The following is a 22,682-nucleotide window of genomic DNA, read 5'->3' as shown; positions in this document are numbered from 1 at the left end:
ACGAGAATTATGCCAATTCAAAAATGTAAGCCAACGTCTCCTGGACGTCGCTTTGTAGAGAAAGTCGTTCACGACCATCTTCACAAAGGTGCGCCTTATGCTCCGTTGGTTGAAGCTAAAAAACGTACTGGTGGTCGTAATAACAACGGTCACATCACGACTCGTCACGTTGGTGGCGGTCACAAGCAGCACTACCGTCTAGTTGACTTTAAACGTAACAAAGATGGTATTCCTGCAACTGTAGAGCGTATTGAATACGATCCTAACCGTACAGCACACATTGCACTAGTATTGTATGCTGATGGTGAGCGTCGCTACATCATCGCGCCTAAAGGCCTTCGCGCTGGCGATAAAGTTCAATCTGGTAACGATGCTCCAATTCGTCCAGGTAACTGTTTACCGCTTCGCAACATGCCTATCGGTTCTACTCTTCACAACATCGAACTTAAAATCGGTAAAGGCGCGCAATTAGCTCGTTCTGCTGGTACTTCAGTTCAGTTGTTGGGTCGTGACGGTTCTTACGCTATCGTTCGTTTACGTTCTGGTGAAATGCGTAAAATTCACGTTGAGTGCCGTGCAGTTCTTGGTGAAGTTTCTAACCAAGAAAGCAACCTTCGTTCACTTGGTAAAGCAGGTGCAGCACGCTGGCGTGGCGTTCGTCCTACCGTTCGTGGTATGGCGATGAACCCAGTAGATCACCCGCACGGTGGTGGTGAAGGTCGTAGCAAAGGTATTCAACCTGTAAGCCCATGGGGTCAAAAAGCTAAAGGGTACAAGACACGTACCAATAAGCGTACGACTAAGATGATTATTCGCGACCGTCGCGTTAAGTAACAAGTAAAGGAATCTGACAATGCCTCGTTCTCTGAAAAAAGGCCCATTCGTCGATGCGCACTTGTTCGCTAAGGTTGAAGCGGCTATCGCGGCTAATAACCGTAAGCCGATCAAAACTTGGTCGCGTCGTTCGATGATCCTCCCAGATTTTGTTGGTTTAACAATTTCTGTACATAATGGCCGTAACCATGTTCCAGTGATCGTATCTGAACATATGGTTGGTCACAAACTTGGTGAATTCGCGCCAACTCGTACCTATCGTGGTCACGGTGTTGACAAGAAATCTAAACGTTAAGGTGCTATGATGGAAGTTACTGCTAAATTACGCGGTGCCGCTATCTCGGCACAAAAAACTCGTTTGGTTGCAGACCTAATCCGTGGCAAATCTGTTGCTCACGCGCTTAATATTCTCAACTTCAGCAACAAAAAAGCTGCAGTTTTGGTTAAAAAAGCATTGGAATCTGCAATTGCAAACGCTGAACACAATAACAGTTTAGATGTAGACGACCTTAAGGTTACTACGATTTACGTTGATGAAGGCACTAGCCTTAAACGTATTATGCCACGTGCTAAAGGCCGTGCAGATCGTATTACTAAGCGTACTTGTCACATTACCGTTAAGGTAGGGGTTTGATATGGGTCAGAAGGTTCATCCAATCGGTATCCGCCTTGGTGTTGTAAAACGTCATAACGCCAACTGGTATGCGAGTCCGAAACAATACGCTGAATACTTGCTTAAAGATCTTCAAGTTCGTGAGTTTTTAACTAAAAAACTTAAGAATGCAATGATCAGCAATATTCTTATCGAACGTCCTACGGGCGCTGCTAAAGTAACTATTAGCACTGCACGTCCTGGTATCGTTATCGGTAAAAAAGGCGAAGACATTGAGAAACTACAGCGTGAACTTACTCAAATTATGGGTATTCCAGCGCAAGTAAGTATCAATGAAATCGATCGCCCAGACTTAGATGCTCGTTTAGTTGCTGAAGCTATCGCTTCTCAATTAGAAAAACGTGTGATGTTCCGTCGTGCTATGAAGCGTGCGGTTCAAAACACAATGCGTGCTGGTGCTAAAGGTATCAAAGTTGAAGTATCAGGCCGTTTAGGTGGTGCTGAGATTGCTCGTACTGAGTGGTATCGTGAAGGTCGCGTACCTTTGCATACACTTCGTGCAGACATCGATTATTCAACTATGCGTGCTGAAACGACTTACGGTACGATTGGTGTTAAAGTTTGGATCTTCCGTGGTGAGATCTTGGGTGGCATGAAACAAGTCATGAACCCAGCTCCAGCTGAAGAACGTCCAGCTAAACGCGGTCGTGGTCGTGGTGAAGGTCAAGAGCGTCGTGGTCGTCGCAATGATCGTTCTGCTGAAAAAGGAGAATAATCCATGTTACAACCTAAACGTACTAAATTCCGTAAAGTGCAGAAAGGCCGTAACACTGGTCTAGCTCACCGCGGTAGCTCGGTATCTTTTGGTACAATCGCACTTAAATCTGTTGAGCGTGGTCAAATGACTGCTCGTCAAATTGAAGCAGCGCGTCGTACAATCAGCCGTCGTATTAAACGTGGTGGTAAGATCTTTATCCGTGTTTTCCCAGACAAGCCGATTACTTCTAAGCCTCTTGAAGTGCGTATGGGTAAAGGTAAAGGTTCTGTGGAATACTGGGTTTGTCAAATCAAACCAGGTAAAGTCTTGTACGAAATTGATGGTGTTAACGAAGAATTGGCTCGCGAAGCGTTTACGCTTGCAGCTGCTAAACTTCCGTTTAAAACCACTATCGTGACTCGGACGGTAATGTAATGAAAACTAAAGATCTACGTGAAAAGTCGGTAGAAGAGTTGACAGCTTTGCTTGATGAGCAACAGCTTAACCAATTCCGTCTTCGTATGGCAAAAGCAACTGGTCAATTGGGTAAATCGCACGAAGTTGCACTTACTCGTAAGACAATTGCTCGTATTAAGACACTCCTTACCGAAAAACAGGGGAACGGACAATGAGTGAACAAACAGTTCGCACGTTAACCGGCAAAGTAGTAAGCGACAAAATGGACAAGTCTATTGTTGTACTTATCGAACGCCGCGTTCAACACCCGTTGTATGGCAAATCAATCCGCCGTTCAACTAAATTACATGCTCACGATGAGAACAACACAGCTAAAACTGGCGACGTTGTGACTATCAAAGAAAGCCGCCCAATTTCTAAAACTAAGTCTTGGACTCTAGTTGAAGTTGTTGAAGCTGCTGCTGAGTAATTAGACGTATCTGTTGCATCATCGGTTAATTTCGAGTACTCTTTGAGCCTTTCGAAATTGTGACCGGTGATGCTCGGTTTTGGAGTAGGGCAATGATTCAAACCGAAAGTATGCTAGACGTAGCAGACAATAGTGGTGCTCGCCGCGTACAATGTATTAAAGTACTTGGTGGTTCACACCGTCGTTATGCTTCTGTTGGCGACATTATTAAAGTTACTGTAAAAGAAGCTATTCCACGCGCACGTGTTAAAAAAGGTGACGTGATGAATGCTGTTGTAGTTCGTACAAAATTCGGTATCCGTCGTCCAGACGGTTCAGTGATTCGTTTCGACGATAACGCTGCTGTTATTTTGAACAACAACAAAGCGCCGATTGCAACTCGTATTTTCGGACCAGTGACTCGTGAACTTCGTACTGAACAGTTCATGAAAATTATTTCACTGGCTCCTGAAGTTCTATAAGAGGCAATCATGGCTAAGATTAAAAAAGGCGATCAAGTTATTGTGATCGCAGGTAAAGAAAAAGGCAAACAGGGTACTGTTCTGTCTGTTTCAAATGACCGTGTTATGGTTGAAGGCCTTAACTTGGTTAAGAAGCATCAAAAGCCGAACCGTGCAACAGGTGCTGAAGGCGCTGTAGTTACACAAGAAGCTTCGCTTCATATCTCTAACGTGGCAATTTTTAATGCTACAACCCAAAAGGCTGACCGTGTTGGTTACCAAGTGACTGAAGGCGTGAAAACTCGCGTTTACAAGTCAAATGGTGAATCAGTGGCGGTAGCGAAGTAATAGGTTGAAAAGGCAATGGCCAGACTTAAAACGCGTTACAACGACGAACTTAAGGCTCAATTACAAGAGACTTTAGCCGTTAAAAATGTGATGGATATTCCTCGCATTACTAAAATCACGATCAACATGGGTGTTGGCGCAGCTGCTGCTGACAAAAAACTCCTTGATGGTGCTCTTGCTGATATGCAAGCTATCGCTGGTCAAAAACCAGTTCTTACGTTAGCTCGCAAATCAATCGCTGGTTTCAAAATCCGTGATGGTTGGCCGATTGGTTGTAAAGTTACTTTACGCGGCGAACGTATGTACGAATTCTTAGACCGTCTAATCTCGATTGCGATCCCTCGTATCCGTGACTTCCGTGGTTTCTCTGCGAAATCATTTGACGGTCGCGGCAACTACTCAATGGGTCTTAAGGAACAAATCATGTTCCCTGAAATCGATTTTGATAAGATTGATCGTATTCGTGGTATGGATATTACCATCACTACGACTGCTCGCACCGATGACGAAGGCCGTGCGCTTATGCGTGCATTCGGCTTCCCGTTCAAATAAGAGGTCGATATGGCTAAGAAAAGTATGATTAATCGCGAATTGAAACGCGAAGCTACTGTTGCTAAATACGCTGCAAAACGTGCTGAATTAAAAGCTGTTATTGCAAACGTAAATGCTAGCGACGAAGAGCGTTTCGAAGCGATGATGAAATTCCAAGCATTACCACGTAATGCGTCTCCAGTACGTTTACGTAACCGTTGTGGTTTAACTGGTCGTCCTCATGGTTACTTCCGTAAGTTCGGTTTAAGCCGTAACAAATTACGCGATACAGTAATGCAAGGTGATGTACCGGGCGTTGTTAAGGCAAGCTGGTAAGGAGCGCTATAGATGAGTATGCAAGATACCGTTGCCGACATGTTAACTCGTGTTCGTAACGCGCAAATGGCAAAGAAACAAACAGTTTCTATGCCTAACTCTAAGTTGAAGGTTGCTATTGCAAACGTTCTTCAACAAGAAGGTTACATTTCAAACGTAGAAGTTGCGGATGCTGAAGGCAAAGCAACTCTTACTTTGACTTTAAAGTATTTCGAAGGCAAACCAGTTATCGAAACTGTGAAACGCGTAAGCCGTCCAGGTCTACGTCAGTATCGCGGTAAAGATGCACTTCCGAGCGTTAAGCAAGGTTTAGGTATTGCAATTGTTTCTACAAGCAAAGGCATCATGACTGATCGCGCTGCACGTGCTGCAGGTATCGGTGGTGAAGTTATTGCTTTTGTTTCTTAATAGGTGATTCCTCATGTCTCGTGTGGCTAAAGCCCCAGTAACTGTACCTAACGGTGTAACAGTTACTCAGAACGGCCGGCAGGTCGAAGTGAAAGGTAGCAAAGGTACTTTGTCTTTCACCCTGCATGCGCTGGTCGAGCTTAAACAGGAAGACGGTATTTTAGCGATTGCTCCAAAAGCTGAGTCGAAAGACGCTTGGATGCAAGCTGGTACTGCTCGCGCTGTGCTTAACAACCTTGTAAAAGGTGTGAGCGAAGGCTTCGAACGTAAGTTACAACTTATCGGTGTTGGTTATAAAGCTGCGGTTAAAGGTAACATTGTTAACCTTAACCTTGGTTTCTCTCACCCGATCGACTATACGCTTCCTGAAGGTGTAACTGCTGAAACTCCTACAGCAACTGAAATTGTTCTTAAATCTGCTGATAAAGCACGTTTAGGTCAGGTTGCTGCAGATATCCGTGGTTACCGTCCACCAGAGCCTTATAAAGGTAAAGGTGTTCGTTATTCTGACGAAGTTGTACTTCGTAAAGAAGCTAAGAAGAAATAAGGCGCGAGGTTCTTATGAACGAAAAGAAACAATCCCGTTTGCGTCGTGCGAAAAGCACACGCTTGCACATCCGTGCGTTGGGTGCGACTCGTTTGTGTGTAAACCGCACTCCGCGTCACATCTACGCTCAAGTTATTTCAGCAGATGGTGGCAAAGTTTTAGCGCAAGCTTCAACTTTAGATGCTACTTTACGTGCTGGCACAACTGGTAACGTTGAAGCAGCTACTAAAGTAGGTGCTTTAATCGCAGAACGCGCTAAAGCAGCTGGTATTACTAAAGTTGCATTTGACCGTTCTGGTTTCAAATATCATGGTCGTATCAAAGCCTTGGCTGATGCTGCTCGTGAAAACGGCTTGGAGTTCTAATCATGGCTAAAGTTGAACAAAACGAAGGTCTTGTTGAAAAGCTGGTTGCCGTTGATCGTGTAGCCAAAGTTGTTAAGGGTGGTCGTATCTTCTCTTTCACAGCATTGACTGTGGTTGGTGATGGTAATGGTCGTGTAGGTTTTGGTCGTGGTAAAGCACGTGAAGTTCCAGCTGCTATTTCTAAAGCACTTGAAGCTGCTCGTCGCAACATGATTACTGTTGACCTTGTTAACGGTACTGTACAGCACCCTATTAACGCGCGTCACGGTGCAAGCCGTGTTTACATGCAGCCTGCTTCTGAAGGTACTGGTGTAATCGCTGGTGGTGCTATGCGTGCAGTTCTAGAAGCTGTAGGCGTACGTAACGTATTAACAAAATGTTATGGTTCTACTAACGCTGCAAACGTAGTAAACGCGACTTTTAACGGTCTGCGTGATATGACTTCTCCTGAGAAGGTTGCTGCGAAACGTGGTCTTACAGTAGAACAAATTCAAGGGTAATCAATCATGAAAACGATTAAAGTTACCCAGACTAAATCTTCTGCGCATCGCTTGAAAAATCACAAGCTTAGCCTACAAGGTTTAGGTCTGCGTCGTATTGGTCATACTGTAGAAGTGCAAGATACGCCTTCTAACCGTGGTATGATCAACCAAGTCTACTATATGGTTAGTGTAGAGGAATAAGCCATGACTCTGCGTTTAAATGAGCTTGCACCTGCTGAAGGTGCAAAACGTGAAAATCGTCGTCTAGGCCGTGGTATCGGTTCTGGCGTTGGTAAGACTGGTGGCCGTGGTGTCAAAGGTCAGAATTCACGTAAGAGCGGTGGTACTCGTCCAGGCTTTGAAGGTGGTCAAACAGCGTTATATCGTCGTTTACCTAAATTCGGTTTCACTAGCCAAATCGCTTTGAAAACTGCTGAAGTACGTTTATCTGAGCTTACTAAAGTGGAAGGCGACATCGTTAGCCTAGAAACTTTAAAAGCTGCAAACGTTGTACGTAAAGATATGTTACGTGCTCGTATCGTACTTTCTGGTGAAATTACTCGTGCATTCACTGTTCAAGGTGTTGCTGTGACTAAAGGCGCTAAAGCTGCTGTTGAAGCTGCTGGCGGTAAAGTCGAGGAGTAATCGCTAGTGTCTATGTCTCCTAGTTCTTCAGGTCATGTCAATATGATGAAAGGCCAGCCATTTCATGTGAAATACCGTGAAATTATTCGCCGCATGATGTTTCTCATCGGTGCATTATTGGTTTTTCGACTAGGAGCACATATTCCAGTACCAGGCATTAATAATGCCGCACTTGAAAATCTTTTTAATGCAAACCAAGGCACGATCCTTGGTTTGTTTAACATGTTTTCAGGTGGTGCATTAGAGCGTATGTCCATTCTTGCTCTTGGGATTATGCCGTACATTTCTGCATCGATTATCGTGCAGTTAATGTCTACTGTTATTCCTTCGCTGGAAGCTTTAAAGAAAGAAGGCGAACAAGGCAAGCGTAAGATTAATCAATATACGCGACAGGGTACATTGTTCCTTGCACTCGTGCAGGCAATTGGGATGTGTGCTGGTCTGATCAGTCAAGGGATTACCTTAACTGCAGGTCTGGCTTTCTACGTACCAGCTGTAACCTCTTTGGTTGCAGGTACAATGTTCTTGATGTGGTTAGGTGAGCAAATTACCGAGCGTGGGGTGGGTAATGGTATTTCCATGATCATCTTCGCCGGTATCGTTGCAGGTTTGCCGAATTTAATTCTGCAATCAATATCATCAGTAGATAATGGTCAAACCAGTCTAATCGGCTTGGTAATTTTTGGCGTGTTGTCGCTGGCTGTATTAGCTGCAATTGTGTTTATTGAGAAAGCGCAACGTCGTATTCCAGTAAACTATGCTCAAAAACAACAAGGACGTCGTGTATTTACTGCACAACAGTCGCATTTGCCATTAAAAATTAATATGGCGGGTGTGATCCCAGCGATTTTCGCAAGTTCATTGCTTTTGTTCCCTGCGAGCTTAGGTCAATGGGTGGGTAGTGCAGATCCGAATGCGGGTATTATCAAACGTAGTTTGCAAGATTTGGCATTGGTGCTTTCGCCTGGTCAGCCGTTGTATTTGGTGCTCTTTGGTGCGTTAATTATCTTTTTCTGTTACTTTTATACAGCGCTTGTATTTAGCCCGAAAGAAGTATCGGAAAACTTGAAACGCAGCGGGGCTTATGTACCTGGTATTCGTCCAGGTGAGCAAACTGCTCGTTACTTAGATCATATTCTTAACCGTTTGACATTTATTGGCGCGATTTATATCACCATCATTTGCTTAATGCCGATGATTTTACAAAGCTCATTTGGTATTCCATTCTCTTTAGGTGGTACCTCTTTGCTTATTGTTGTGGTGGTAGTGATGGACTTTATGGCTCAGCTGCAAGCACATCTCACCTCGCATCAATACGATAATCAAACGTTAATGAGAAAAACGACTGCTCATCCTAAGGGATAAGCGCACTTGAGGTTTCATCATGAAAGTACAAGCTTCTGTAAAGAAAATTTGTGGTAGCTGTAAAGTTATCCGTCGTAATGGGGTTATTCGCGTAATTTGTAGCGCAGAACCTCGTCATAAGCAGCGTCAAGGTTAATCTGATCAAGACCTGTTGATTTCAGTAGGCTAATTAGGTTATTATCCGCCCCTCAAGATTTTTGTGGGGCGGTTGATTGTCTTAACTGCCTTTTTGGAGAAAATTGAATGGCTCGTATTGCCGGTGTAAACATTCCGGATAACAAGCATGCTGTTATCTCTCTAACGTACATCTTTGGTGTAGGTCGCCACACTGCTAAAAATATTTTAGCTGCTGTTGGTATCGCGCCGACTACAAAGATCCGTGAATTAGATGACGCTCAGCTTGATGCGATTCGTGCAGAAGTTGCTAAGGTTCCGACCGAAGGTGATTTACGTCGCGAAATTTCCATGAACATTAAACGTTTAATGGATTTAGGCTGCTACCGCGGTCTTCGTCATCGTCGCAGCTTGCCTGTCCGTGGACAACGCACCAAAACTAACGCACGTACCCGTAAAGGTCCGCGCAAACCTATTAAGAAATAAGATTTCTGGAAGCTAAAAGATGGCTAAAGATACTCGCACACGCAAGAAGGTCACTCGTACCGTCTCTGAAGGTGTTGCACACATTCACGCTTCTTTTAATAACACCATTGTGACTATTACCGATCGTCAAGGTAATGCACTGGCTTGGGCTACCTCTGGTGGACAAGGCTTCCGTGGATCACGTAAATCAACTCCGTTTGCTGCTCAGGTAGCTGCTGAAGTTGCTGGTAAAGCTGCTTTAGACTACGGTTTGAAAAACTTGGACGTCCTTGTAAAAGGTCCTGGTCCTGGTCGTGAATCTGCGGTTCGTGCTTTAGGTGCAGTGGGTTATAAAATTAACAGCATTACCGATGTGACGCCAATCCCGCACAACGGTTGCCGTCCACCTAAAAAACGTCGCGTGTAAGGAGAAACATTCATGGCTCGTTATATTGGTCCAAAATGCAAACTCTCTCGCCGCGAAGGGACAGACCTGCAATTAAAATCTGGCGTTAAACCATTTGACGTCAAAACTAAAAAAGCTGCTAAAGCTCCTGGCCAACATGGCGGAGCGCGTGGTGGCAAACAATCTGAGTACTCACTACAATTACGTGAAAAACAAAAAGTACGTCGTATGTACGGTGTTTTAGAGCGTCAATTTAGTAATTACTATAAAGAAGCTGCTCGTGTGAAAGGCGCAACTGGTGAAAACTTGTTGAAACTGCTTGAAAGCCGTCTTGATAACGTCGTTTATCGCATGGGTTTTGGTTCTACACGTGCAGAAGCTCGTCAGCTTGTATCTCACCGCTCGATCACTTTGAATGGCCGTCGTGTTAACATCGCGTCTATCCAAGTTAAAGCTGGTGATGTAATTGCTGTGCATGAAGGTGCTAAACAACAATTGCGTATCAAAAACGCAGTTGAATTAGCTGCACAACGTGGTATTCCTTCTTGGATGGAAATTGACCATTCTAAGTTGGAAGGTACGTTTAAAGCTGCACCAGATCGTTCAGATTTACCTGCTGAAATCAACGAAAGCTTGATTGTAGAATTGTATTCTAAATAATCCTTGAGGTAGCAATATGACGCGTACTGCAAATGAGTTTCTAACTCCGCAAGCGATCAAGGTCGAAGCGGTTAGCGGGACCTCGGCAAAAGTTATTCTAGAACCCTTAGAGCGTGGCTTTGGTCATACTCTGGGCAATGCTTTACGTCGCATCCTTCTTTCTTCTTTACCTGGCGCTGCTGTGGTTGAAGTTGAGATTGAAGGTGTCGAGCACGAGTACAGTACTTTGGAAGGCTTGCAGCAGGACATCGTCGAGCTCTTGCTGAACCTAAAAGGATTGTCTATTAAGCTGTTCGATCAAAATGAAGCTTATTTGACATTAGAGAAACAAGGTCCTGGCGACGTAACTGCCGCTGACCTTCGTTTACCTCATAATGTTGAAGTGGTTAACCCTGAACATTTGATCGGTACTTTAAGTGCTTCAGGCTCATTAAAAATGCGCTTGAAAGTTTCTCAAGGTCGTGGTTATGAAACTTCTGACTCGCGTTTCCCAGAAGGCGAAACTCGCCCTGTAGGTCGCTTACAGTTAGATGCTTCTTATAGCCCAATCAAACGTGTGTCTTACACAGTGGAAAACGCTCGTGTAGAACAACGTACAGACCTTGATAAATTGGTCATTGATCTTGAGACCAACGGTACAGTTGATCCTGAAGAAGCGATCCGCAAAGCGGCAACAATCTTGCAACAACAAATTGCAATTTTTGTTGACCTTCAGAAAGATCAAGCTCCTGTTGCTCAAGAACCTCGTGAAGAAGTTGATCCGATTTTGCTTCGTCCAGTAGATGATCTAGAGCTTACTGTTCGTTCTGCTAACTGTTTGAAAGCAGAAAACATTTACTACATTGGTGATCTTGTACAGCGCACTGAGGTTGAGTTACTCAAAACTCCTAACCTTGGTAAAAAATCGCTTACTGAGATCAAAGATGTTCTGGCTTCAAAAGGCTTACAACTCGGCATGCGTTTAGAGAACTGGCCACCAGCTAGTCTCCGTATGGACGATCGTTTCGCCTATCGTAGCCGTTAATTAAGTAGGACTATCACCATGCGTCATCGTAATAGTGGTGTGAAATTAGGCCGTACAAGCAGCCATCGTAAAGCGATGTTTCAAAACATGGCTAACTCTTTGTTTGAGCACGAGTTGATCAAAACAACTGTACCTAAAGCAAAAGAGTTACGTCGTGTAGCTGAGCCTTTAATCACTTTAGCTAAAAACGATACTGTTGCAAACCGTCGCTTAGCGTTTGCTCGTACTCGTTCAGCAGCAACTGTTGGTAAATTATTTACCGTTCTTGGCCCTCGTTACAAAGAACGTAACGGCGGTTATCTACGTGTTCTTAAAGCGGGCTTCCGTGCAGGTGATGCTGCGCCGATGGCTTACGTTGAACTAGTAGATCGCGAAGTTAAATAATTTCGTAGAACTATTCAGTTGTTCTTAGAAAAAGACCAGTGTTTCACTGGTCTTTTTTTATGGGTTTTTGTTCGACAATCTTTGTCTTTTGGCCTGTAGTGACATATTTTACGAAAGATCTGCTTAAACTTGACATTGTGTATTGTCAGTTTTATGGTTTAATAAGAACAGAATATAAGACAGGATAAAAACAACATGGATAAGCACGTAGATCTGCTCATTGTAGGTGCTGGTATTTCAGGCATTGGCCTTGCGGCACATTTAACCAAGCATTGTCCACAACGTTCGTTTGAAATTATTGAACGTCGTGACAGCTTTGGTGGAACATGGGATTTGTTTAAATACCCAGGTATTCGTTCTGATTCAGATATGTCGACCTTTGGTTTTAATTTTAAACCGTGGCAACAAGCCAGCGTTTTGGCAGATGGTTCTTCAATTAAGGGCTATTTGGCGGAAGTCATTGATGAACAGAAACTCAAAGAAAAAATTCATTTTAAGCATCGCGTACTCAGCGCCAATTATGATTCTGCTCAGAAAAAGTGGCAGATAGTGATTGAGAATGCAAAAGGCAAAAAAGAAAACTGGATTGCAAATTTTGTGTTTGGCTGTACAGGCTATTATAACTACGACCAAGGCTACCAACCTGATTTTCCAAATAAAGAAGTATTTAAAGGCGAGTTTGTAAATCCACAGTTTTGGCCTGAAAAATTAGATTATACAGGTAAAAAAGTCGTCATTATTGGCAGTGGTGCGACAGCGATCACGCTGGTGCCAGCAATGGCCAAAGGTGGGGCGGCGCATGTCACCATGTTACAACGCTCTCCAACCTATATTGCTTCGGTACCATCGATCGATTTTGTATATGACAAAATGCGTAAAGTATTGCCTGAAGATGTGGCTTATAAACTGACTCGTGCGCGTAATATTGGGATGCAACGCGGGATTTATGCACTCGCGCAGAAACAACCGAAGTTGCTACGTCGACTCCTGCTACAGTCGATTAAGATGCAGCTCAAAGGTAAAGTGGACATGAAGCACTTCACCCCAGAATATAATCCTTGGGATCAACGATTATGTGTGGTGCCAGACGGTGATTTATTTAAAATTCTTCGTTCAGGCCAAGCCAGTGTTGAGACAGATCAGATTGAGCGCTTTACTGAAACGGGTCTCCAATTAAAGTCTGGTAAGTATTTAGAGGCCGATATTGTCGTCTTAGCCACTGGTCTAGAAATTCAAATCTTGGGTGGTATTCAAGCAACCATTGATGGCAAACCGTTAGATACCTCTAAACATATGTTGTATCAGGGCGTGATGGTGAGTGATGTACCGAATATGGCGATGATTATTGGCTATATTAATGCGTCATGGACCTTGAAAGTGGATATTGCAGCTGAATATATTTGCCGCTTACTCAACTATATGGATCAAAAGCAGTGGGCTGAAGTGATCCCGCAAGGGGATGCGACAGAGCTGATGGATGATACGGTCATGGGCAGTTTAAGTTCGGGTTATATTGCACGTGCTGCCAATGTGATGCCAAAACAGGGTAAACATGCGCCATGGAAAGTTAGCAATAATTATCTTGCGGATCGGAAGACATTGAAAAGTGCTTCTTTTGAGGATGGAGTACTGAAATTTGCTAAACGTAATACAACATTGGACCAGAAGCCTAAACTGGTGTCTTAGGCTGAGTAGTTGATTTAAAAGGAGCGTAACGCTCCTTTTTTTATGGAAATGACTTTAGGGTGTTCTGTTTTTACTTTCTTAAGCTGTAGGACTGTTGGATGATTTTAAAAACTTAAAAGATAATGAATAGGGAATATTTTGAATATCTTAGAACAAAGTTACCAAGTCCCATTTGCATCAAATATGATTCATGCCAAAAAATGGCACACTGATGTATAGTCCGCACGCCAAAAAACCAATACAATACCGATATGAGTTATCCAATACATTTTAGAAAGAAAATATTAGCCAAGCTTGAAGAAGGTCAATCTATCCGAGCGGTTGCTCAGCACTTCGAAATTAATAAAAATACAATTGTCGAATGGAAAAAGCGAATCGAAATAAAAAGAACTCGACCAAGAAAACCATCTAAAGTTGATGATGATGTCTTACGTGCAGATGTTGAGCAATATCCCGATGATTATCAATATGAACGCGCTGCTCGTTTTGGTTGTGCTACTTCTACAATTGGAGATGCGCTCAAGCGTCTAAATATTACAGTTAAAAAAAGACCTTACGGCACCCGAAAGCAAAAACAGAACTCAGAGAGCAGTATTTAAAAGATTTAAACCGATTAAGGTATCAACACCCGATCATCTATCTTGATGAAAGTGGATTTAAATCTCATGAACATAGACCTCATGGTTATTCAAAACAGGGAACTCCTTGTTATGGAACATATAATTGGCAATTAAAAAATCAAACCAATGCAATAGGAGCAATCCATGAGGGTAAGTTATTTGCAGTGGGTTTATTTGATAGCAAAGTAAATTCGGATGTATTTTATTTTTGGGTAGATCAGTTTTTATTACCAGAACTACCCTCGAATAGTGTAATTGTCATGGACAATGCAGCCTTCCATAAACGACCAGATATACAAGATCTATTAAGCCAACATGGGCATCAAATACTTTGGTTACCACCTTATAGTCCTGACCTTAATCCTATTGAAAAAATGTGGGCATGGGTGAAAGCAAAAAGGAAAAAATGGTTGGTTAACTCAATAGATAAGCTTTTTAGTCGTTTCTTTAACGAGTGTATGGGTAATTAAGCGGTTTGACTATAGTAGATCATGCATTAGCTCCGATTATTTTAATGCACGATTCATTAGGTTGTGTGGCTTTGTGGCGGGATTTTCCTGCTCAACTGGCACAAGCGACCGCGCGGGTGGTTTATGCCTATGATCGTTTAGGTTTTGGTTTATCCGATCCGAGTACGCAGCCCTTGGCACATAGTTTTGTCATCACTGAAGCAGAACAAACCTTTAAAGCTGTATTGGATTATTTTTCGATACAGAACTTTATCATCCTAGGGCATAGCGTGGGCGGGGGGATGTCTGTTGCGATTGCTGCGGCGTATCCAGAGCGTTGCCAAGGATTAATTTCAATCTCTGCACAGTATGCGGTTGAAGCACTGACACTAAAGGGGATAAGTGAAGCGAAAGTTGGCTTTCAACAAGCGGGACAAATGGAACGTTTGGAGAAATATCACCCTGAAAAGGCGCAGTGGGTACTTGATGCATGGACTGAAACATGGCTATCGCCCATTTTTCAAGATTGGAATTTGGCCAGAGTGATTGATGGTGTGTGTTGTCCAACGTTGGTTATTCATGGTGAACTGGATGAATACGGCAGTACGGCACAACCCCAGCAGATTTTTGAAGGGGTGTCTGGACAGGCTGAACTGCATATTTTAGAAGGTCTACACCATATGCCACATAAAGAGCAGCCAGAATTGGTGGTTGCTTTGATTGCGGAGTTTCATCAAGCATATTGTTAAAAGTAAAAGCCCATCCAAAGAGGGGCTTTTTGATCTTAGAGTGAACGGGAAATTAATTCTTTCATAATTTCATTGGTTCCTGCATAAATGCGATTGGCTCGATTATCTAGATAAGCTCGTGCAATCGGGTATTCTAGCATATAGCCATAACCGCCATGCAGTTGTAGACATTCATCCACAACTTTAGAAAACATTTCGGAAATTTTGTATTTCGCTGCTGCCGCCGCATCAATCCCCAAATTATCTTCGAGCTGTAATTCCATACAACGGTCGAGGTAAGCGCGGCAAAAATCAATTTCTGTACGTAACTCTGCCAGTTTAAAACGGGTATTTTGAAAGCTTGAAATCGTTTTTCCAAAGGCTTTACGCTCTTTGGTGTACTGAACGGTATGCGCCAGAGCTGCTTCTGCACCCGCTTGACAGATAATGGCCACCAACATGCGCTCCCAAGCCAGTTCTTTCATCAGCATCATAAAGCCCATGCCTTCCATACCCAGCAGATTTTCTTTGGGCACGCGTACATGATCAAAAAATAATTCGCAGGTGTCTTGCCCTTTCATTCCAATTTTATTGAGCGGTTTACCTTTACTGAAACCTGCACGATCAGCTTCAACGATGATTAATGAGAGATTGGCTGAACCTTTTTCGCTGTCGCCTGTCTTGCAGACCACAATCGCCATATCGCAGAGATAGCCATTGGTAATGAAGATTTTGGAGCCATTGATAATATAGTCATCCCCGTCTAAAACAGCTGTTGTTCGTACCGCTTGCAAGTCTGAGCCTGTGCCAGGTTCAGTCATAGCAATTGCTGTTACGGTTTCACCCGAAGCCATCCGCGTTAACCAATAGTGTTTTTGTGCTTCACTACCAAAGTTATTGATATAGTTCGCGACAATGTCAGAGTGTAGTGAAAACCCTGTCGAGGAATCCATGGCATAGGCTTGTTCCTCAATCAAAATCATACTGTACAAGCGGTCTACACCCGAGCCACCATAAGCCTCAGGCATAGTGGCACACAGTAGTCCCATGGCACCTGCTTTATTCCATAGTTCACGATCGACATGTTGTTGTTGTTCATATTTTTCAATATTCGGAACGACTTCTTTGGCGTAAAACTTTCGAACAGTTTCTCGAAATGCCTCATGTTCAGCATTAAATAAGTTACGCGGCAGCATATTGTGTAACGGGCGAATTGCGCCTGATTGCATGGAAGCTCATCCTGATGTTGTTATTTTGCTAAGAGATTAGTGAAAAGCAGGACATGCGACAATGGACTGAATGCTCAAATCTATTTGATTTTTTGATGAGTTTTGCCAGTTGTTAAAATTACGACATTTAACTAGTGGCGAGGGCGGTGTGATCGGTTAAACTAAGCCGTTTCAATTAATTTGGGGAATGTAATGACTGAAGAAATGAGCCTAGAGGAACGTAAAGTAATCTACCGTGCACGTCGTGGTTTAAAAGAAATTGATGTGTACTTTGACCCTTATGTGAAAAATTATTATCTTCAGGCGGATCCTGCGGAAAAGGCCATGTTTGCGGCCTTGGTTGAACAGGAAGATCCAGATTTGCTGGATTGGTTTATGGAAGTCTCTGAGCCGCCACGCCCTGAAATGAAAACCTTGATTCAAAAATTAAAGCATTATGTACACGGATAAGTGCAATGGAACATCGTCATTTTCAACTTAAACCCAGTCGTTTGGCTTATGTGTTTCAGTTGTCGATTTATGCCGTTCTGATGCTGGTCTTGTATCAGCTACTTCCTTTAGGACTGTGGCTGATCGCTTTGGTTGCTGGCTTTGTGCTGTATTTGTTTTTTCTACGTGGGCCGCAACATTTGCAGCTTCAGCATTTAGACGGCCGTGATTGGTCTTTGTCACTTCAGAAACAAACCAATGTGCAACGAGTACAAATCAGCCATATTGTGGATCATCGTGCTTATATTGTGATTTATTTTCAAAACTTTAGAGCAAAACCGATGTTAGTTTGGTGTGATCAGTTGCCCATCACGCAATGGAAAGCCCTGAAAATACTCACTAAAATGCAATAATTGTTAGACAATTTCAATTCACGAAATTTAATTAAGTAATTGAAAAATAATAAGTATAAATATAAAAAGTCTTACTTTGTCTGACATATCTGAAGAAACTGATGTACTTTTTTGGATTGTCAGACAACTTTCCTGCAGTTTTTTGATCTTAAAATGTACATTCAAATCACCAACAGCAAACAAGGAAAATCGTATGATGATCCCAACTTGGATGTTTCTAGTGGTAGCAATTGTGTTAGCGATTGTTATCGGACGATTAGGAACTGTGCTGAAGGAACGATTTGCACCAAACAAAGCCTAGCTAGGCTTCCCAGTTGATAAGTAGCATGTGCCGAACCGTCGCTATGCTACTTTTTTTTGCCTAAAAAAAAGTTGAGGCGTCATTTTAGTCAATTTTCCGCTTTTTATTTCATGGCAGAGTAGCGGTCTGATTTAGAGTAAATACTCTTTTCTTCGGAAAATGCTTCTGCTATGTTTGTCAGCATGGACACATACAATTATACAAATAGAGGACAGGAAAATGTCGCAAGTCCAAAAAATAGGCCAAGGTGTGGCTGTTGTAGCGCTTACAAGTTTATTATTTTCGGGTTGTTCACAAGTGGTTAAAACAGGCGCCAATGTTGCGCTCGGGTTTAGTGAAAAACATATAGTACCGCCTATTTTAGCCATGGAAGACGCTGAGATGGTGTGTAACTCAGGCAATGCTTTGACTCCAGCGATTATGTCGACCAAAGACATGGGGGCAGATCCAACGCGTGTGGCAGTTTTACTGTATTCAGCATCAGGTATTTGTGCGGAGAATCAGGCGCTTGAGGCAGAGTTACGCTATTTGCGTGCCTCGAAAGCAGGCAATGTTTCTGAAGCACAGGATGCTCGAATTGAACAAAAGCGTTGGGCGGCGACTGCAGCACAACGGCAATATACAGGTTATCAACTTTTTCAAAACCGCTGGGAAAAGAAATATAAGAAACCATTGGGCGAAGGCTGCCCAAAAATGAACAGTGATTTGGATCAAACTGTATATATGCTGGGGATGTTGAGTGGGTTACAAGCCATGACCAATGATATTAACTCAGGCGGTGCAGTCAATGTTCCTAAAGACATTGCGGCTATTGTTGAACGTGGGATGGTATGTCTAGACAATGAAAAGTTTTGGGGTGCGCCGAATGCAACACGTGCGGTGATTTGGACCTTATTGCCAGGTGCGGGTGAAGGTAAACCTGATCCATATCTGACCTTGAAACAATCGATGCAAATTGGGGAGCAAAAAGGGGTTCGTTTATCTCATGCAATGTATGCTATAGCGGCTCAAGCCAGTGGTGACGATGCCAAGATTCGTGATGCATTGAAAAGTTATGCGGCCTCTTATAGCGATGAAAAACAGAGTAATCCACAATTTAAACTGATTGATAGTATGGCCTCGAGTATGGTTCAGGGGATTTCGGATCGTTATTGGACTGAACATACCGGGACACGAACTGGGGATGGTGGTATGGCGCATTTCTGGGATGAAAAAGAAGACCGTTCTGAGCTAGATGAGTTGTTTAGTGAAAGTTAACCAATTTTAAACTGAGCCGAAGCGCAGAAAAAATAACAATAAATAAATGAGCAACACGATAAGGACATGTGATGCATGATCAATTTCTGAATCGAAAAATCATTTTGATTGCGTTTGTCGTGTCGATCTCGGCATGCCTACAGATTTTTAAAGATCAATTTATTTATTGGCGAGTGGATATTTTTCCTGAAATTTGGCGCTTGTGGACCGCGCATTGGGTACATGTGGGATGGATTCATTTTGCACTCAATATGCTGGCTTTTATGTGTTTGCCTTTTATTTTTCCACGGGCCCGTGTCTGGCATTTTGTGGCCTTCTTGCTGATTTTACCGCCGCTGATTAGTCTGAGTTTTTATTATTTTCTGGCGGATATTGAAGCTTATGCAGGGCTGTCAGGTGTGCTGCATGGAATGTTCACTGCCATAGCCATTGTCCATTTGCTATACCGTAAAGAACGGATGTTTGCGAGTTTGGTGTTGTTTCTTATTTTAGGCAAATTGATTTGGGAAAATACCTTTGGCGAGAGTGCTACGGCTGAACTGATCGGGAGTCCAGTTTTGGTCGAAGCACATTTGTTGGGCGTGATCTGGGGAATTGTGATTGCAGCTGTGTATTTAATCGGGGTGAATCTATTTGATGAATAAAGTATTGACCTAAATTCTAAAAAGAAAATCCAGATTGTCATATTCAAAAATATAAATTTGATGCAAAGATAAACAAAACAAAAATCTAAAGGCAGAGAGAAAGGACAAGCTCGAGCCGACTAAAACGACAGGTTCTACGGTGTATTGCGCTGGACAGAACGGTAATAAAAATAGGAAACAACATGCAGAATCATGGACAGCGCAGATCCGGACTCGATCTGCTGAAGTATATATGGACCGAGTGGATTTCTACTTTTTTCATTCTGATTTTACTGTTACTTACGCTATTAATTGGTACAGGTGAAATGATCCATGGCCAGTTGCTGCGTATGGGTGAGCGCTTATATGGCGATCCAGCCACAGGTATGCAGTATTCTTTTTTAAGGGCAGAGCCAGCCAAGCCAGAGTGTAATCGTCAGCCGAATGTGGATGCTATGGTCAAAACCCAAATGCAAGCCAACGCTGCCGATGAGTTCGCTGACTTCTTTGGTACGGCTTCGGAAGCTGATGTGCGTGCATCCATTTTGGCGGGTGTGCAGCAGTGTGAAGAAAAGTATCAGTTTTATGATAAAGCCATGCAACATATGGAGGCACATCCAAGTATTCGAGCCTATCGTAATTTTGAAACCACTTTTTTCGGTATTTTTAAATTCGGAACAGAAAATCGCGCCATTCTATTAATTTTTATGGTGGTTTTAGCTGCGATTAGCGCGACCTTAAAAATCCATCATATTGGTTTGCGTGGCCCTGCAACCAAGCTGGATTATCGTGTTTATAGCCTACTGATGACACTGGGTAATGGTTTATTAACTTACTCGAGCATTAGCCAATTTAACTCAGTCAAAGACTCGGGTGTACCAATGAATGGCGAAACCCAGCTGATTTATTGGCTGTGGATGATTCTGTTTTCGGTACTTACCTTGATAAGTGTGTGGCAGCTGTTTAGCCTACCGAAAGAGGCCAAAGCTGGCGGGCGTCTAGGCTTTGCTTTCCTGAGTGTGCCTCTGTATGCCTACATGGCGGTGATTACGGGTGTGGCGTTTATCTTCTTCATGGACTACCCCATGGGGCAAGGGATTTACTTGGGACAGCTGGTTGAGTTCTCAAGTATTTTCCTGAATTTAGCCCTATTTATTTGGGCGGGTATGTTGTTGAAACAAACCCGTGTCGTGGACCTGTTCTTAAATATTTTGCGTCCATGGAATTTGGCGCCTGAAACGCTCACCTGGTTGATTTTAATCGCTGCGGCTTTACCGACCGCATATACGGGTGCATCGGGGATCTTTGTGATTGCAGCAGGGGCGATTATTTATAAAGAAGTCTGGAATGCAGGTGGACGTCGTCAGTTTGCTTTGGCTGCAACGGCAATGTCGGGTTCGCTGGGTGTAGTTTTGCGTCCATGCTTATTGATTGTGGTGGTGGCATCTTTAAATAAAGAAGTCACGACGGACTTACTTTATCAATATGGTGTTTACACGTTCTTACTGACCTCAACACTGTTTTTAGTGGTTTCACTCTTCTTTGCAGAGAGTAAATTCCGCATTGCGGCACCGAGTTTGGCCGTACCGAAATCAGGGCGTGCTTTCTTAGCGGTTGTACCTTATATCGTGATTTTTGTCCTCACGTGGATGTTCTATAAATTCTTATTAGACACTGACCTAAATGAATTTACTGCACCCGTGATGATGCCTGTGATTTTATTGATGATCGTGTTGTTTGATAAATTACGTCATCAGCCTGCGCCTTTGCCTGCTGTGGGGCATTGGGATGAGACGCTTAGCGCAAATTATAATTCAAATGCTGAGCCTGCTTTAGCGGGTGCGCAAGTTGCCCATGCGGAATACCGTGAAGGGCTACATAGCAATGCTGCAGATGATGGACAAGTGGTGAATCATGGGGTGATTCAATCCAGTTCCATGGACGTGTTACGCCAAGTCGGTTTTTGGAAGTCGATGCATATCTCGACCAGTGAAACCGTTGGACACATTGGTGCTTTGGTCATTTTAATGGCACTGTCAGTCAGCGTGGGCGGATTGCTTGAACGTACGGAGGTGATGAGTTTCTTCCCGACCGATATTAGCAGTACGTTCTTGGTTATTAGTCTGATTGTGGGATTGATGGTCTTTGTTGGGATGATTATGGATCCGTTTGGCGCCGTGATCTTGATTTCTGCGACGGTTGCGCCTGTGGCCTATCAATATGGTATTCATCCTGTCCATTTTTGGATGATCACCTTGATTGGCTTTGAGTTGGGCTATGTGACACCACCTGTGGCCCTTAATCATCTTTTAGCAAGACAATCCATTGGTGATGCCGAGGTGAATGAGGCCGATGAGGAAGTGCGTCATTTGTCTTTCTATTATCGTTATGAGCGTTGGATTTTACCCTTGATCGTGTTGTTCCCAGCGATGCTGATCATTGCTTATGTTCCATACTTCTTTAAGTTATTTGGCTGGTATCACTAAGATGTGAACTTGAGTTAGACCATAAAAAAGCATCTTCGGATGCTTTTTTATGGTCTGGAGTTATTGGAGATACTTCTGAAGAAAATAGCTCTTTTTTAGGATTTACCCACTCAAATTGCCACTGATATCAAAACAAAGTACAACGATATTGTTAAGCATCCTATCTTAAAAAATCAGCCCGTACTTAAGCTCAATGGTAAGAGCCAATAGACAAATAAAGTCCTTCTAAAAGATATCTTTGGTATGAGCTAGGGGCTGTGATGTATAGCGACTAGAGACTTTATTAGTGGAGGTGGTTCAAAAGAGATGATGAGTTATGTAATAGCTTAGTGCTGATTGAAAAGGTGGGTGAATCAGCAGGCAAAAAAAGACGTTAGCGTATCAGTCGATAAGCTAACGTCTTTAAAAATAACAACCGTATTTTACCGAGCAGCCAATTGGGCTTCTAACAGTTTAATTTGTTCTTCTTTGAGTTTTACCAGTTCATCGGCATCTTTGTGCTGTGCTTGCAAGCTTTTTTCCTGTTCCTTTAACTGACTTTGAATATCATCCAGTTTCGCCACTTCTTCTTTGGCAAGTGAGGCATTTTCAGGGACAGGGGCTTTTAAAATTTCTTCTTCGACCAATTTAATGGTGTTGTCAGCCATGGCGGTCGAAGCTGCTTTTTCAGCTTCTGGAAGCGCTTTGACGGTCGGTTGAATCAACTCCGCTTGGTGCACCGGTGTTGTAGGCTCTTGTGCAGTAAACAACCATTGATAAAGTGCAAAAATCGCAATGATTGCGACTAAACCTGCTGTAATACCCCAGAGTAATTTAGGGTTGTTGTGTTGTACGGACGACATTCGACTCAA

33 protein-coding genes and 2 pseudogenes are annotated in these 22,682 nt (G+C 43.1%); 33 read left to right on the top strand and 2 right to left on the bottom strand.

The features are described from left to right. Positions 1-9 precede the first annotated feature (9 nt). The 28 genes and pseudogenes from rplB to MN200_RS14020 all read left to right on the top strand — a co-directional run bounded on the left by rplB (position 10) and on the right by MN200_RS14020 (position 15,114). Entirely contained in the window at positions 10-834 is an 825-nt protein-coding gene (rplB, locus tag MN200_RS14155; RefSeq protein ID WP_004691322.1) for a 50S ribosomal protein L2, read from the top strand. 19 nt (positions 835-853) lie between these two features. Next, positions 854-1,129: a 30S ribosomal protein S19 gene (gene rpsS / locus MN200_RS14150; protein ID WP_004281508.1), complete on the top strand. Its 276-nt coding sequence runs from the start codon at positions 854-856 to the stop codon at positions 1,127-1,129. 9 nt (positions 1,130-1,138) lie between these two features. Next, positions 1,139-1,468: a 50S ribosomal protein L22 gene (gene rplV, locus MN200_RS14145; RefSeq protein WP_004691320.1), complete on the top strand. Its 330-nt coding sequence runs from the start codon at positions 1,139-1,141 to the stop codon at positions 1,466-1,468. A 1-nt stretch (position 1,469) separates the two neighbouring features. Next, a pseudogene (gene rpsC / locus MN200_RS14140) lies at positions 1,470-2,286 on the top strand (30S ribosomal protein S3). Continuing rightward, on the top strand, positions 2,226-2,639 hold the full coding sequence (gene rplP, locus MN200_RS14135) for a 50S ribosomal protein L16 (protein WP_004691317.1): 414 nt from the start codon (positions 2,226-2,228) through the stop codon (positions 2,637-2,639). Before rpsC ends, rplP begins: the two are co-directional and overlap by 61 nt. Beyond that, the gene (gene rpmC / locus MN200_RS14130; RefSeq protein ID WP_004650482.1) at positions 2,639-2,836 is read left to right on the top strand and encodes a 50S ribosomal protein L29; all 198 of its coding nucleotides are present in this window, start codon (positions 2,639-2,641) and stop codon (positions 2,834-2,836) included. The genes rplP and rpmC overlap by 1 nt, the downstream gene beginning before the upstream one ends. Continuing rightward, positions 2,833-3,090, top strand: a complete 258-nt coding sequence (gene rpsQ / locus MN200_RS14125; protein WP_004691314.1) for a 30S ribosomal protein S17 — start codon at positions 2,833-2,835, stop codon at positions 3,088-3,090. Before rpmC ends, rpsQ begins: the two co-directional genes overlap by 4 nt. A gap of 92 nt (positions 3,091-3,182) precedes the next feature. Then, positions 3,183-3,551, top strand: a complete 369-nt coding sequence (gene rplN / locus MN200_RS14120) for a 50S ribosomal protein L14 (protein ID WP_004657680.1) — start codon at positions 3,183-3,185, stop codon at positions 3,549-3,551. Positions 3,552-3,560: 9 nt separating this feature from the next. Continuing rightward, positions 3,561-3,878 (top strand): 50S ribosomal protein L24, encoded by a 318-nt coding sequence (gene rplX / locus MN200_RS14115; protein ID WP_004691313.1) that lies wholly within the window; start codon positions 3,561-3,563, stop codon positions 3,876-3,878. A 15-nt stretch (positions 3,879-3,893) separates the two neighbouring features. Then, the gene (gene rplE / locus MN200_RS14110) at positions 3,894-4,430 is read left to right on the top strand and encodes a 50S ribosomal protein L5 (protein ID WP_004691311.1); all 537 of its coding nucleotides are present in this window, start codon (positions 3,894-3,896) and stop codon (positions 4,428-4,430) included. Between the two features lie 9 nt (positions 4,431-4,439). Next, the gene (rpsN, locus tag MN200_RS14105; RefSeq protein WP_004691309.1) at positions 4,440-4,745 is read left to right on the top strand and encodes a 30S ribosomal protein S14; all 306 of its coding nucleotides are present in this window, start codon (positions 4,440-4,442) and stop codon (positions 4,743-4,745) included. Positions 4,746-4,757: 12 nt separating this feature from the next. Beyond that, on the top strand, positions 4,758-5,153 hold the full coding sequence (gene rpsH / locus MN200_RS14100; RefSeq protein ID WP_004691308.1) for a 30S ribosomal protein S8: 396 nt from the start codon (positions 4,758-4,760) through the stop codon (positions 5,151-5,153). A gap of 13 nt (positions 5,154-5,166) precedes the next feature. Continuing rightward, entirely contained in the window at positions 5,167-5,700 is a 534-nt protein-coding gene (gene rplF / locus MN200_RS14095; RefSeq protein ID WP_004691306.1) for a 50S ribosomal protein L6, read from the top strand. A gap of 14 nt (positions 5,701-5,714) precedes the next feature. Beyond that, complete coding sequence (gene rplR, locus MN200_RS14090) at positions 5,715-6,065, top strand: 50S ribosomal protein L18 (RefSeq protein ID WP_058870349.1); 351 nt, start codon at positions 5,715-5,717, stop codon at positions 6,063-6,065. A 2-nt stretch (positions 6,066-6,067) separates the two neighbouring features. After that, positions 6,068-6,565, top strand: a complete 498-nt coding sequence (gene rpsE / locus MN200_RS14085; protein WP_004691304.1) for a 30S ribosomal protein S5 — start codon at positions 6,068-6,070, stop codon at positions 6,563-6,565. A 6-nt stretch (positions 6,566-6,571) separates the two neighbouring features. After that, the gene (gene rpmD, locus MN200_RS14080) at positions 6,572-6,748 is read left to right on the top strand and encodes a 50S ribosomal protein L30 (protein WP_004691302.1); all 177 of its coding nucleotides are present in this window, start codon (positions 6,572-6,574) and stop codon (positions 6,746-6,748) included. Positions 6,749-6,751: 3 nt separating this feature from the next. Continuing rightward, positions 6,752-7,192, top strand: coding sequence for a 50S ribosomal protein L15 (rplO, locus tag MN200_RS14075; protein WP_004691300.1), 441 nt, complete (start codon positions 6,752-6,754; stop codon positions 7,190-7,192). Between the two features lie 45 nt (positions 7,193-7,237). Further along, the gene (gene secY / locus MN200_RS14070) at positions 7,238-8,557 is read left to right on the top strand and encodes a preprotein translocase subunit SecY (RefSeq protein WP_171054269.1); all 1,320 of its coding nucleotides are present in this window, start codon (positions 7,238-7,240) and stop codon (positions 8,555-8,557) included. A 19-nt stretch (positions 8,558-8,576) separates the two neighbouring features. After that, entirely contained in the window at positions 8,577-8,693 is a 117-nt protein-coding gene (rpmJ, locus tag MN200_RS14065) for a 50S ribosomal protein L36 (RefSeq protein WP_000867907.1), read from the top strand. A 107-nt stretch (positions 8,694-8,800) separates the two neighbouring features. Beyond that, the gene (gene rpsM / locus MN200_RS14060; protein WP_004691296.1) at positions 8,801-9,157 is read left to right on the top strand and encodes a 30S ribosomal protein S13; all 357 of its coding nucleotides are present in this window, start codon (positions 8,801-8,803) and stop codon (positions 9,155-9,157) included. A gap of 19 nt (positions 9,158-9,176) precedes the next feature. Continuing rightward, on the top strand, positions 9,177-9,563 hold the full coding sequence (rpsK, locus tag MN200_RS14055) for a 30S ribosomal protein S11 (RefSeq protein ID WP_001040166.1): 387 nt from the start codon (positions 9,177-9,179) through the stop codon (positions 9,561-9,563). Between the two features lie 12 nt (positions 9,564-9,575). After that, positions 9,576-10,202: a 30S ribosomal protein S4 gene (gene rpsD, locus MN200_RS14050; RefSeq protein ID WP_004691294.1), complete on the top strand. Its 627-nt coding sequence runs from the start codon at positions 9,576-9,578 to the stop codon at positions 10,200-10,202. 16 nt (positions 10,203-10,218) lie between these two features. After that, positions 10,219-11,226 carry a DNA-directed RNA polymerase subunit alpha gene (rpoA, locus tag MN200_RS14045; protein WP_004691292.1) on the top strand — a complete coding sequence of 336 codons (1,008 nt, stop codon included), beginning with the start codon at positions 10,219-10,221 and terminating at the stop codon, positions 11,224-11,226. An 18-nt stretch (positions 11,227-11,244) separates the two neighbouring features. Further along, entirely contained in the window at positions 11,245-11,610 is a 366-nt protein-coding gene (gene rplQ / locus MN200_RS14040) for a 50S ribosomal protein L17 (protein ID WP_004691290.1), read from the top strand. Positions 11,611-11,805: 195 nt separating this feature from the next. Further along, the gene (locus MN200_RS14035; protein ID WP_242759696.1) at positions 11,806-13,296 is read left to right on the top strand and encodes an NAD(P)-binding protein; all 1,491 of its coding nucleotides are present in this window, start codon (positions 11,806-11,808) and stop codon (positions 13,294-13,296) included. Positions 13,297-13,547: 251 nt separating this feature from the next. Further along, on the top strand, positions 13,548-13,895 hold the full coding sequence (locus MN200_RS14030; RefSeq protein ID WP_242759693.1) for an IS630 transposase-related protein: 348 nt from the start codon (positions 13,548-13,550) through the stop codon (positions 13,893-13,895). Between the two features lie 17 nt (positions 13,896-13,912). Further along, a pseudogene (locus MN200_RS14025) lies at positions 13,913-14,386 on the top strand (IS630 family transposase); the annotation flags it as partial. A 44-nt stretch (positions 14,387-14,430) separates the two neighbouring features. Continuing rightward, the gene (locus MN200_RS14020; protein ID WP_242759691.1) at positions 14,431-15,114 is read left to right on the top strand and encodes an alpha/beta hydrolase; all 684 of its coding nucleotides are present in this window, start codon (positions 14,431-14,433) and stop codon (positions 15,112-15,114) included. Positions 15,115-15,149: 35 nt separating this feature from the next. On the opposite strand, the gene MN200_RS14015 is transcribed toward MN200_RS14020, so the two are convergent. Then, the gene (locus MN200_RS14015; protein ID WP_242759690.1) at positions 15,150-16,322 is read right to left on the bottom strand and encodes an acyl-CoA dehydrogenase family protein; all 1,173 of its coding nucleotides are present in this window, start codon (positions 16,320-16,322) and stop codon (positions 15,150-15,152) included. A gap of 192 nt (positions 16,323-16,514) precedes the next feature. Here MN200_RS14015 and MN200_RS14010 point away from each other — a divergent pair, with 192 nt between their 5' ends. The 5 genes from MN200_RS14010 (at position 16,515) to MN200_RS13990 (ending at position 21,831) form a co-directional block, all read left to right on the top strand. Further along, on the top strand, positions 16,515-16,772 hold the full coding sequence (locus MN200_RS14010) for a succinate dehydrogenase assembly factor 2 (protein WP_004977895.1): 258 nt from the start codon (positions 16,515-16,517) through the stop codon (positions 16,770-16,772). 5 nt (positions 16,773-16,777) lie between these two features. Then, a complete protein-coding gene (locus tag MN200_RS14005) occupies positions 16,778-17,164 on the top strand; it encodes a protein YgfX (protein WP_242759688.1) in 387 nt (128 codons plus the stop codon). Between the two features lie 520 nt (positions 17,165-17,684). Then, the gene (locus MN200_RS14000; RefSeq protein ID WP_242759686.1) at positions 17,685-18,722 is read left to right on the top strand and encodes a hypothetical protein; all 1,038 of its coding nucleotides are present in this window, start codon (positions 17,685-17,687) and stop codon (positions 18,720-18,722) included. Positions 18,723-18,793: 71 nt separating this feature from the next. Continuing rightward, positions 18,794-19,366: a rhombosortase gene (rrtA, locus tag MN200_RS13995; protein ID WP_242759684.1), complete on the top strand. Its 573-nt coding sequence runs from the start codon at positions 18,794-18,796 to the stop codon at positions 19,364-19,366. A 182-nt stretch (positions 19,367-19,548) separates the two neighbouring features. Beyond that, entirely contained in the window at positions 19,549-21,831 is a 2,283-nt protein-coding gene (locus MN200_RS13990) for a TRAP transporter large permease subunit (RefSeq protein ID WP_242759682.1), read from the top strand. 422 nt (positions 21,832-22,253) lie between these two features. Here the strand turns inward: MN200_RS13990 and MN200_RS13985 are convergent, their stop codons facing one another. Continuing rightward, positions 22,254-22,673 (bottom strand): hypothetical protein, encoded by a 420-nt coding sequence (locus MN200_RS13985; RefSeq protein ID WP_242759680.1) that lies wholly within the window; start codon positions 22,671-22,673, stop codon positions 22,254-22,256. Between the last annotated feature and the right edge of the window lie 9 nt (positions 22,674-22,682).

The sequence above is a fragment of the Acinetobacter sp. LUNF3 genome, assembly GCF_022699605.1.
Lineage (GTDB): Bacteria > Pseudomonadota > Gammaproteobacteria > Pseudomonadales > Moraxellaceae > Acinetobacter > Acinetobacter johnsonii.
Note: the sequence above shows the minus strand (reverse complement) of the source record. Positions and strands in the feature narration are given on the sequence as shown.

Coding starts and splice junctions, on each gene's coding strand:
- rpsK (WP_001040166.1), top strand. CDS start 9,177: ATGGCTAAAGATACTCGCACACGCAAGAAGGTCACTCGTACCGTCTCT.
- rpsQ (WP_004691314.1), top strand. CDS start 2,833: ATGAGTGAACAAACAGTTCGCACGTTAACCGGCAAAGTAGTAAGCGAC.
- rpsE (WP_004691304.1), top strand. CDS start 6,068: ATGGCTAAAGTTGAACAAAACGAAGGTCTTGTTGAAAAGCTGGTTGCC.
- MN200_RS14000 (WP_242759686.1), top strand. CDS start 17,685: ATGTCGCAAGTCCAAAAAATAGGCCAAGGTGTGGCTGTTGTAGCGCTT.
- rplX (WP_004691313.1), top strand. CDS start 3,561: ATGGCTAAGATTAAAAAAGGCGATCAAGTTATTGTGATCGCAGGTAAA.
- rplF (WP_004691306.1), top strand. CDS start 5,167: ATGTCTCGTGTGGCTAAAGCCCCAGTAACTGTACCTAACGGTGTAACA.
- rpsN (WP_004691309.1), top strand. CDS start 4,440: ATGGCTAAGAAAAGTATGATTAATCGCGAATTGAAACGCGAAGCTACT.
- MN200_RS14035 (WP_242759696.1), top strand. CDS start 11,806: ATGGATAAGCACGTAGATCTGCTCATTGTAGGTGCTGGTATTTCAGGC.
- MN200_RS13990 (WP_242759682.1), top strand. CDS start 19,549: ATGCAGAATCATGGACAGCGCAGATCCGGACTCGATCTGCTGAAGTAT.
- secY (WP_171054269.1), top strand. CDS start 7,238: ATGAAAGGCCAGCCATTTCATGTGAAATACCGTGAAATTATTCGCCGC.
- MN200_RS14015 (WP_242759690.1), bottom strand. CDS start 16,322: ATGCAATCAGGCGCAATTCGCCCGTTACACAATATGCTGCCGCGTAAC.
- MN200_RS14020 (WP_242759691.1), top strand. CDS start 14,431: ATGCACGATTCATTAGGTTGTGTGGCTTTGTGGCGGGATTTTCCTGCT.
- rplE (WP_004691311.1), top strand. CDS start 3,894: ATGGCCAGACTTAAAACGCGTTACAACGACGAACTTAAGGCTCAATTA.
- rplB (WP_004691322.1), top strand. CDS start 10: ATGCCAATTCAAAAATGTAAGCCAACGTCTCCTGGACGTCGCTTTGTA.
- rplP (WP_004691317.1), top strand. CDS start 2,226: ATGTTACAACCTAAACGTACTAAATTCCGTAAAGTGCAGAAAGGCCGT.
- rpsS (WP_004281508.1), top strand. CDS start 854: ATGCCTCGTTCTCTGAAAAAAGGCCCATTCGTCGATGCGCACTTGTTC.
- rplV (WP_004691320.1), top strand. CDS start 1,139: ATGGAAGTTACTGCTAAATTACGCGGTGCCGCTATCTCGGCACAAAAA.
- rpmC (WP_004650482.1), top strand. CDS start 2,639: ATGAAAACTAAAGATCTACGTGAAAAGTCGGTAGAAGAGTTGACAGCT.
- MN200_RS14030 (WP_242759693.1), top strand. CDS start 13,548: ATGAGTTATCCAATACATTTTAGAAAGAAAATATTAGCCAAGCTTGAA.
- rplO (WP_004691300.1), top strand. CDS start 6,752: ATGACTCTGCGTTTAAATGAGCTTGCACCTGCTGAAGGTGCAAAACGT.
- MN200_RS13985 (WP_242759680.1), bottom strand. CDS start 22,673: ATGTCGTCCGTACAACACAACAACCCTAAATTACTCTGGGGTATTACA.
- rpmD (WP_004691302.1), top strand. CDS start 6,572: ATGAAAACGATTAAAGTTACCCAGACTAAATCTTCTGCGCATCGCTTG.
- rpmJ (WP_000867907.1), top strand. CDS start 8,577: ATGAAAGTACAAGCTTCTGTAAAGAAAATTTGTGGTAGCTGTAAAGTT.
- MN200_RS14010 (WP_004977895.1), top strand. CDS start 16,515: ATGACTGAAGAAATGAGCCTAGAGGAACGTAAAGTAATCTACCGTGCA.
- rpoA (WP_004691292.1), top strand. CDS start 10,219: ATGACGCGTACTGCAAATGAGTTTCTAACTCCGCAAGCGATCAAGGTC.
- rplR (WP_058870349.1), top strand. CDS start 5,715: ATGAACGAAAAGAAACAATCCCGTTTGCGTCGTGCGAAAAGCACACGC.
- rpsM (WP_004691296.1), top strand. CDS start 8,801: ATGGCTCGTATTGCCGGTGTAAACATTCCGGATAACAAGCATGCTGTT.
- rpsD (WP_004691294.1), top strand. CDS start 9,576: ATGGCTCGTTATATTGGTCCAAAATGCAAACTCTCTCGCCGCGAAGGG.
- MN200_RS14005 (WP_242759688.1), top strand. CDS start 16,778: ATGGAACATCGTCATTTTCAACTTAAACCCAGTCGTTTGGCTTATGTG.
- rplQ (WP_004691290.1), top strand. CDS start 11,245: ATGCGTCATCGTAATAGTGGTGTGAAATTAGGCCGTACAAGCAGCCAT.
- rrtA (WP_242759684.1), top strand. CDS start 18,794: ATGCATGATCAATTTCTGAATCGAAAAATCATTTTGATTGCGTTTGTC.
- rpsH (WP_004691308.1), top strand. CDS start 4,758: ATGAGTATGCAAGATACCGTTGCCGACATGTTAACTCGTGTTCGTAAC.
- rplN (WP_004657680.1), top strand. CDS start 3,183: ATGATTCAAACCGAAAGTATGCTAGACGTAGCAGACAATAGTGGTGCT.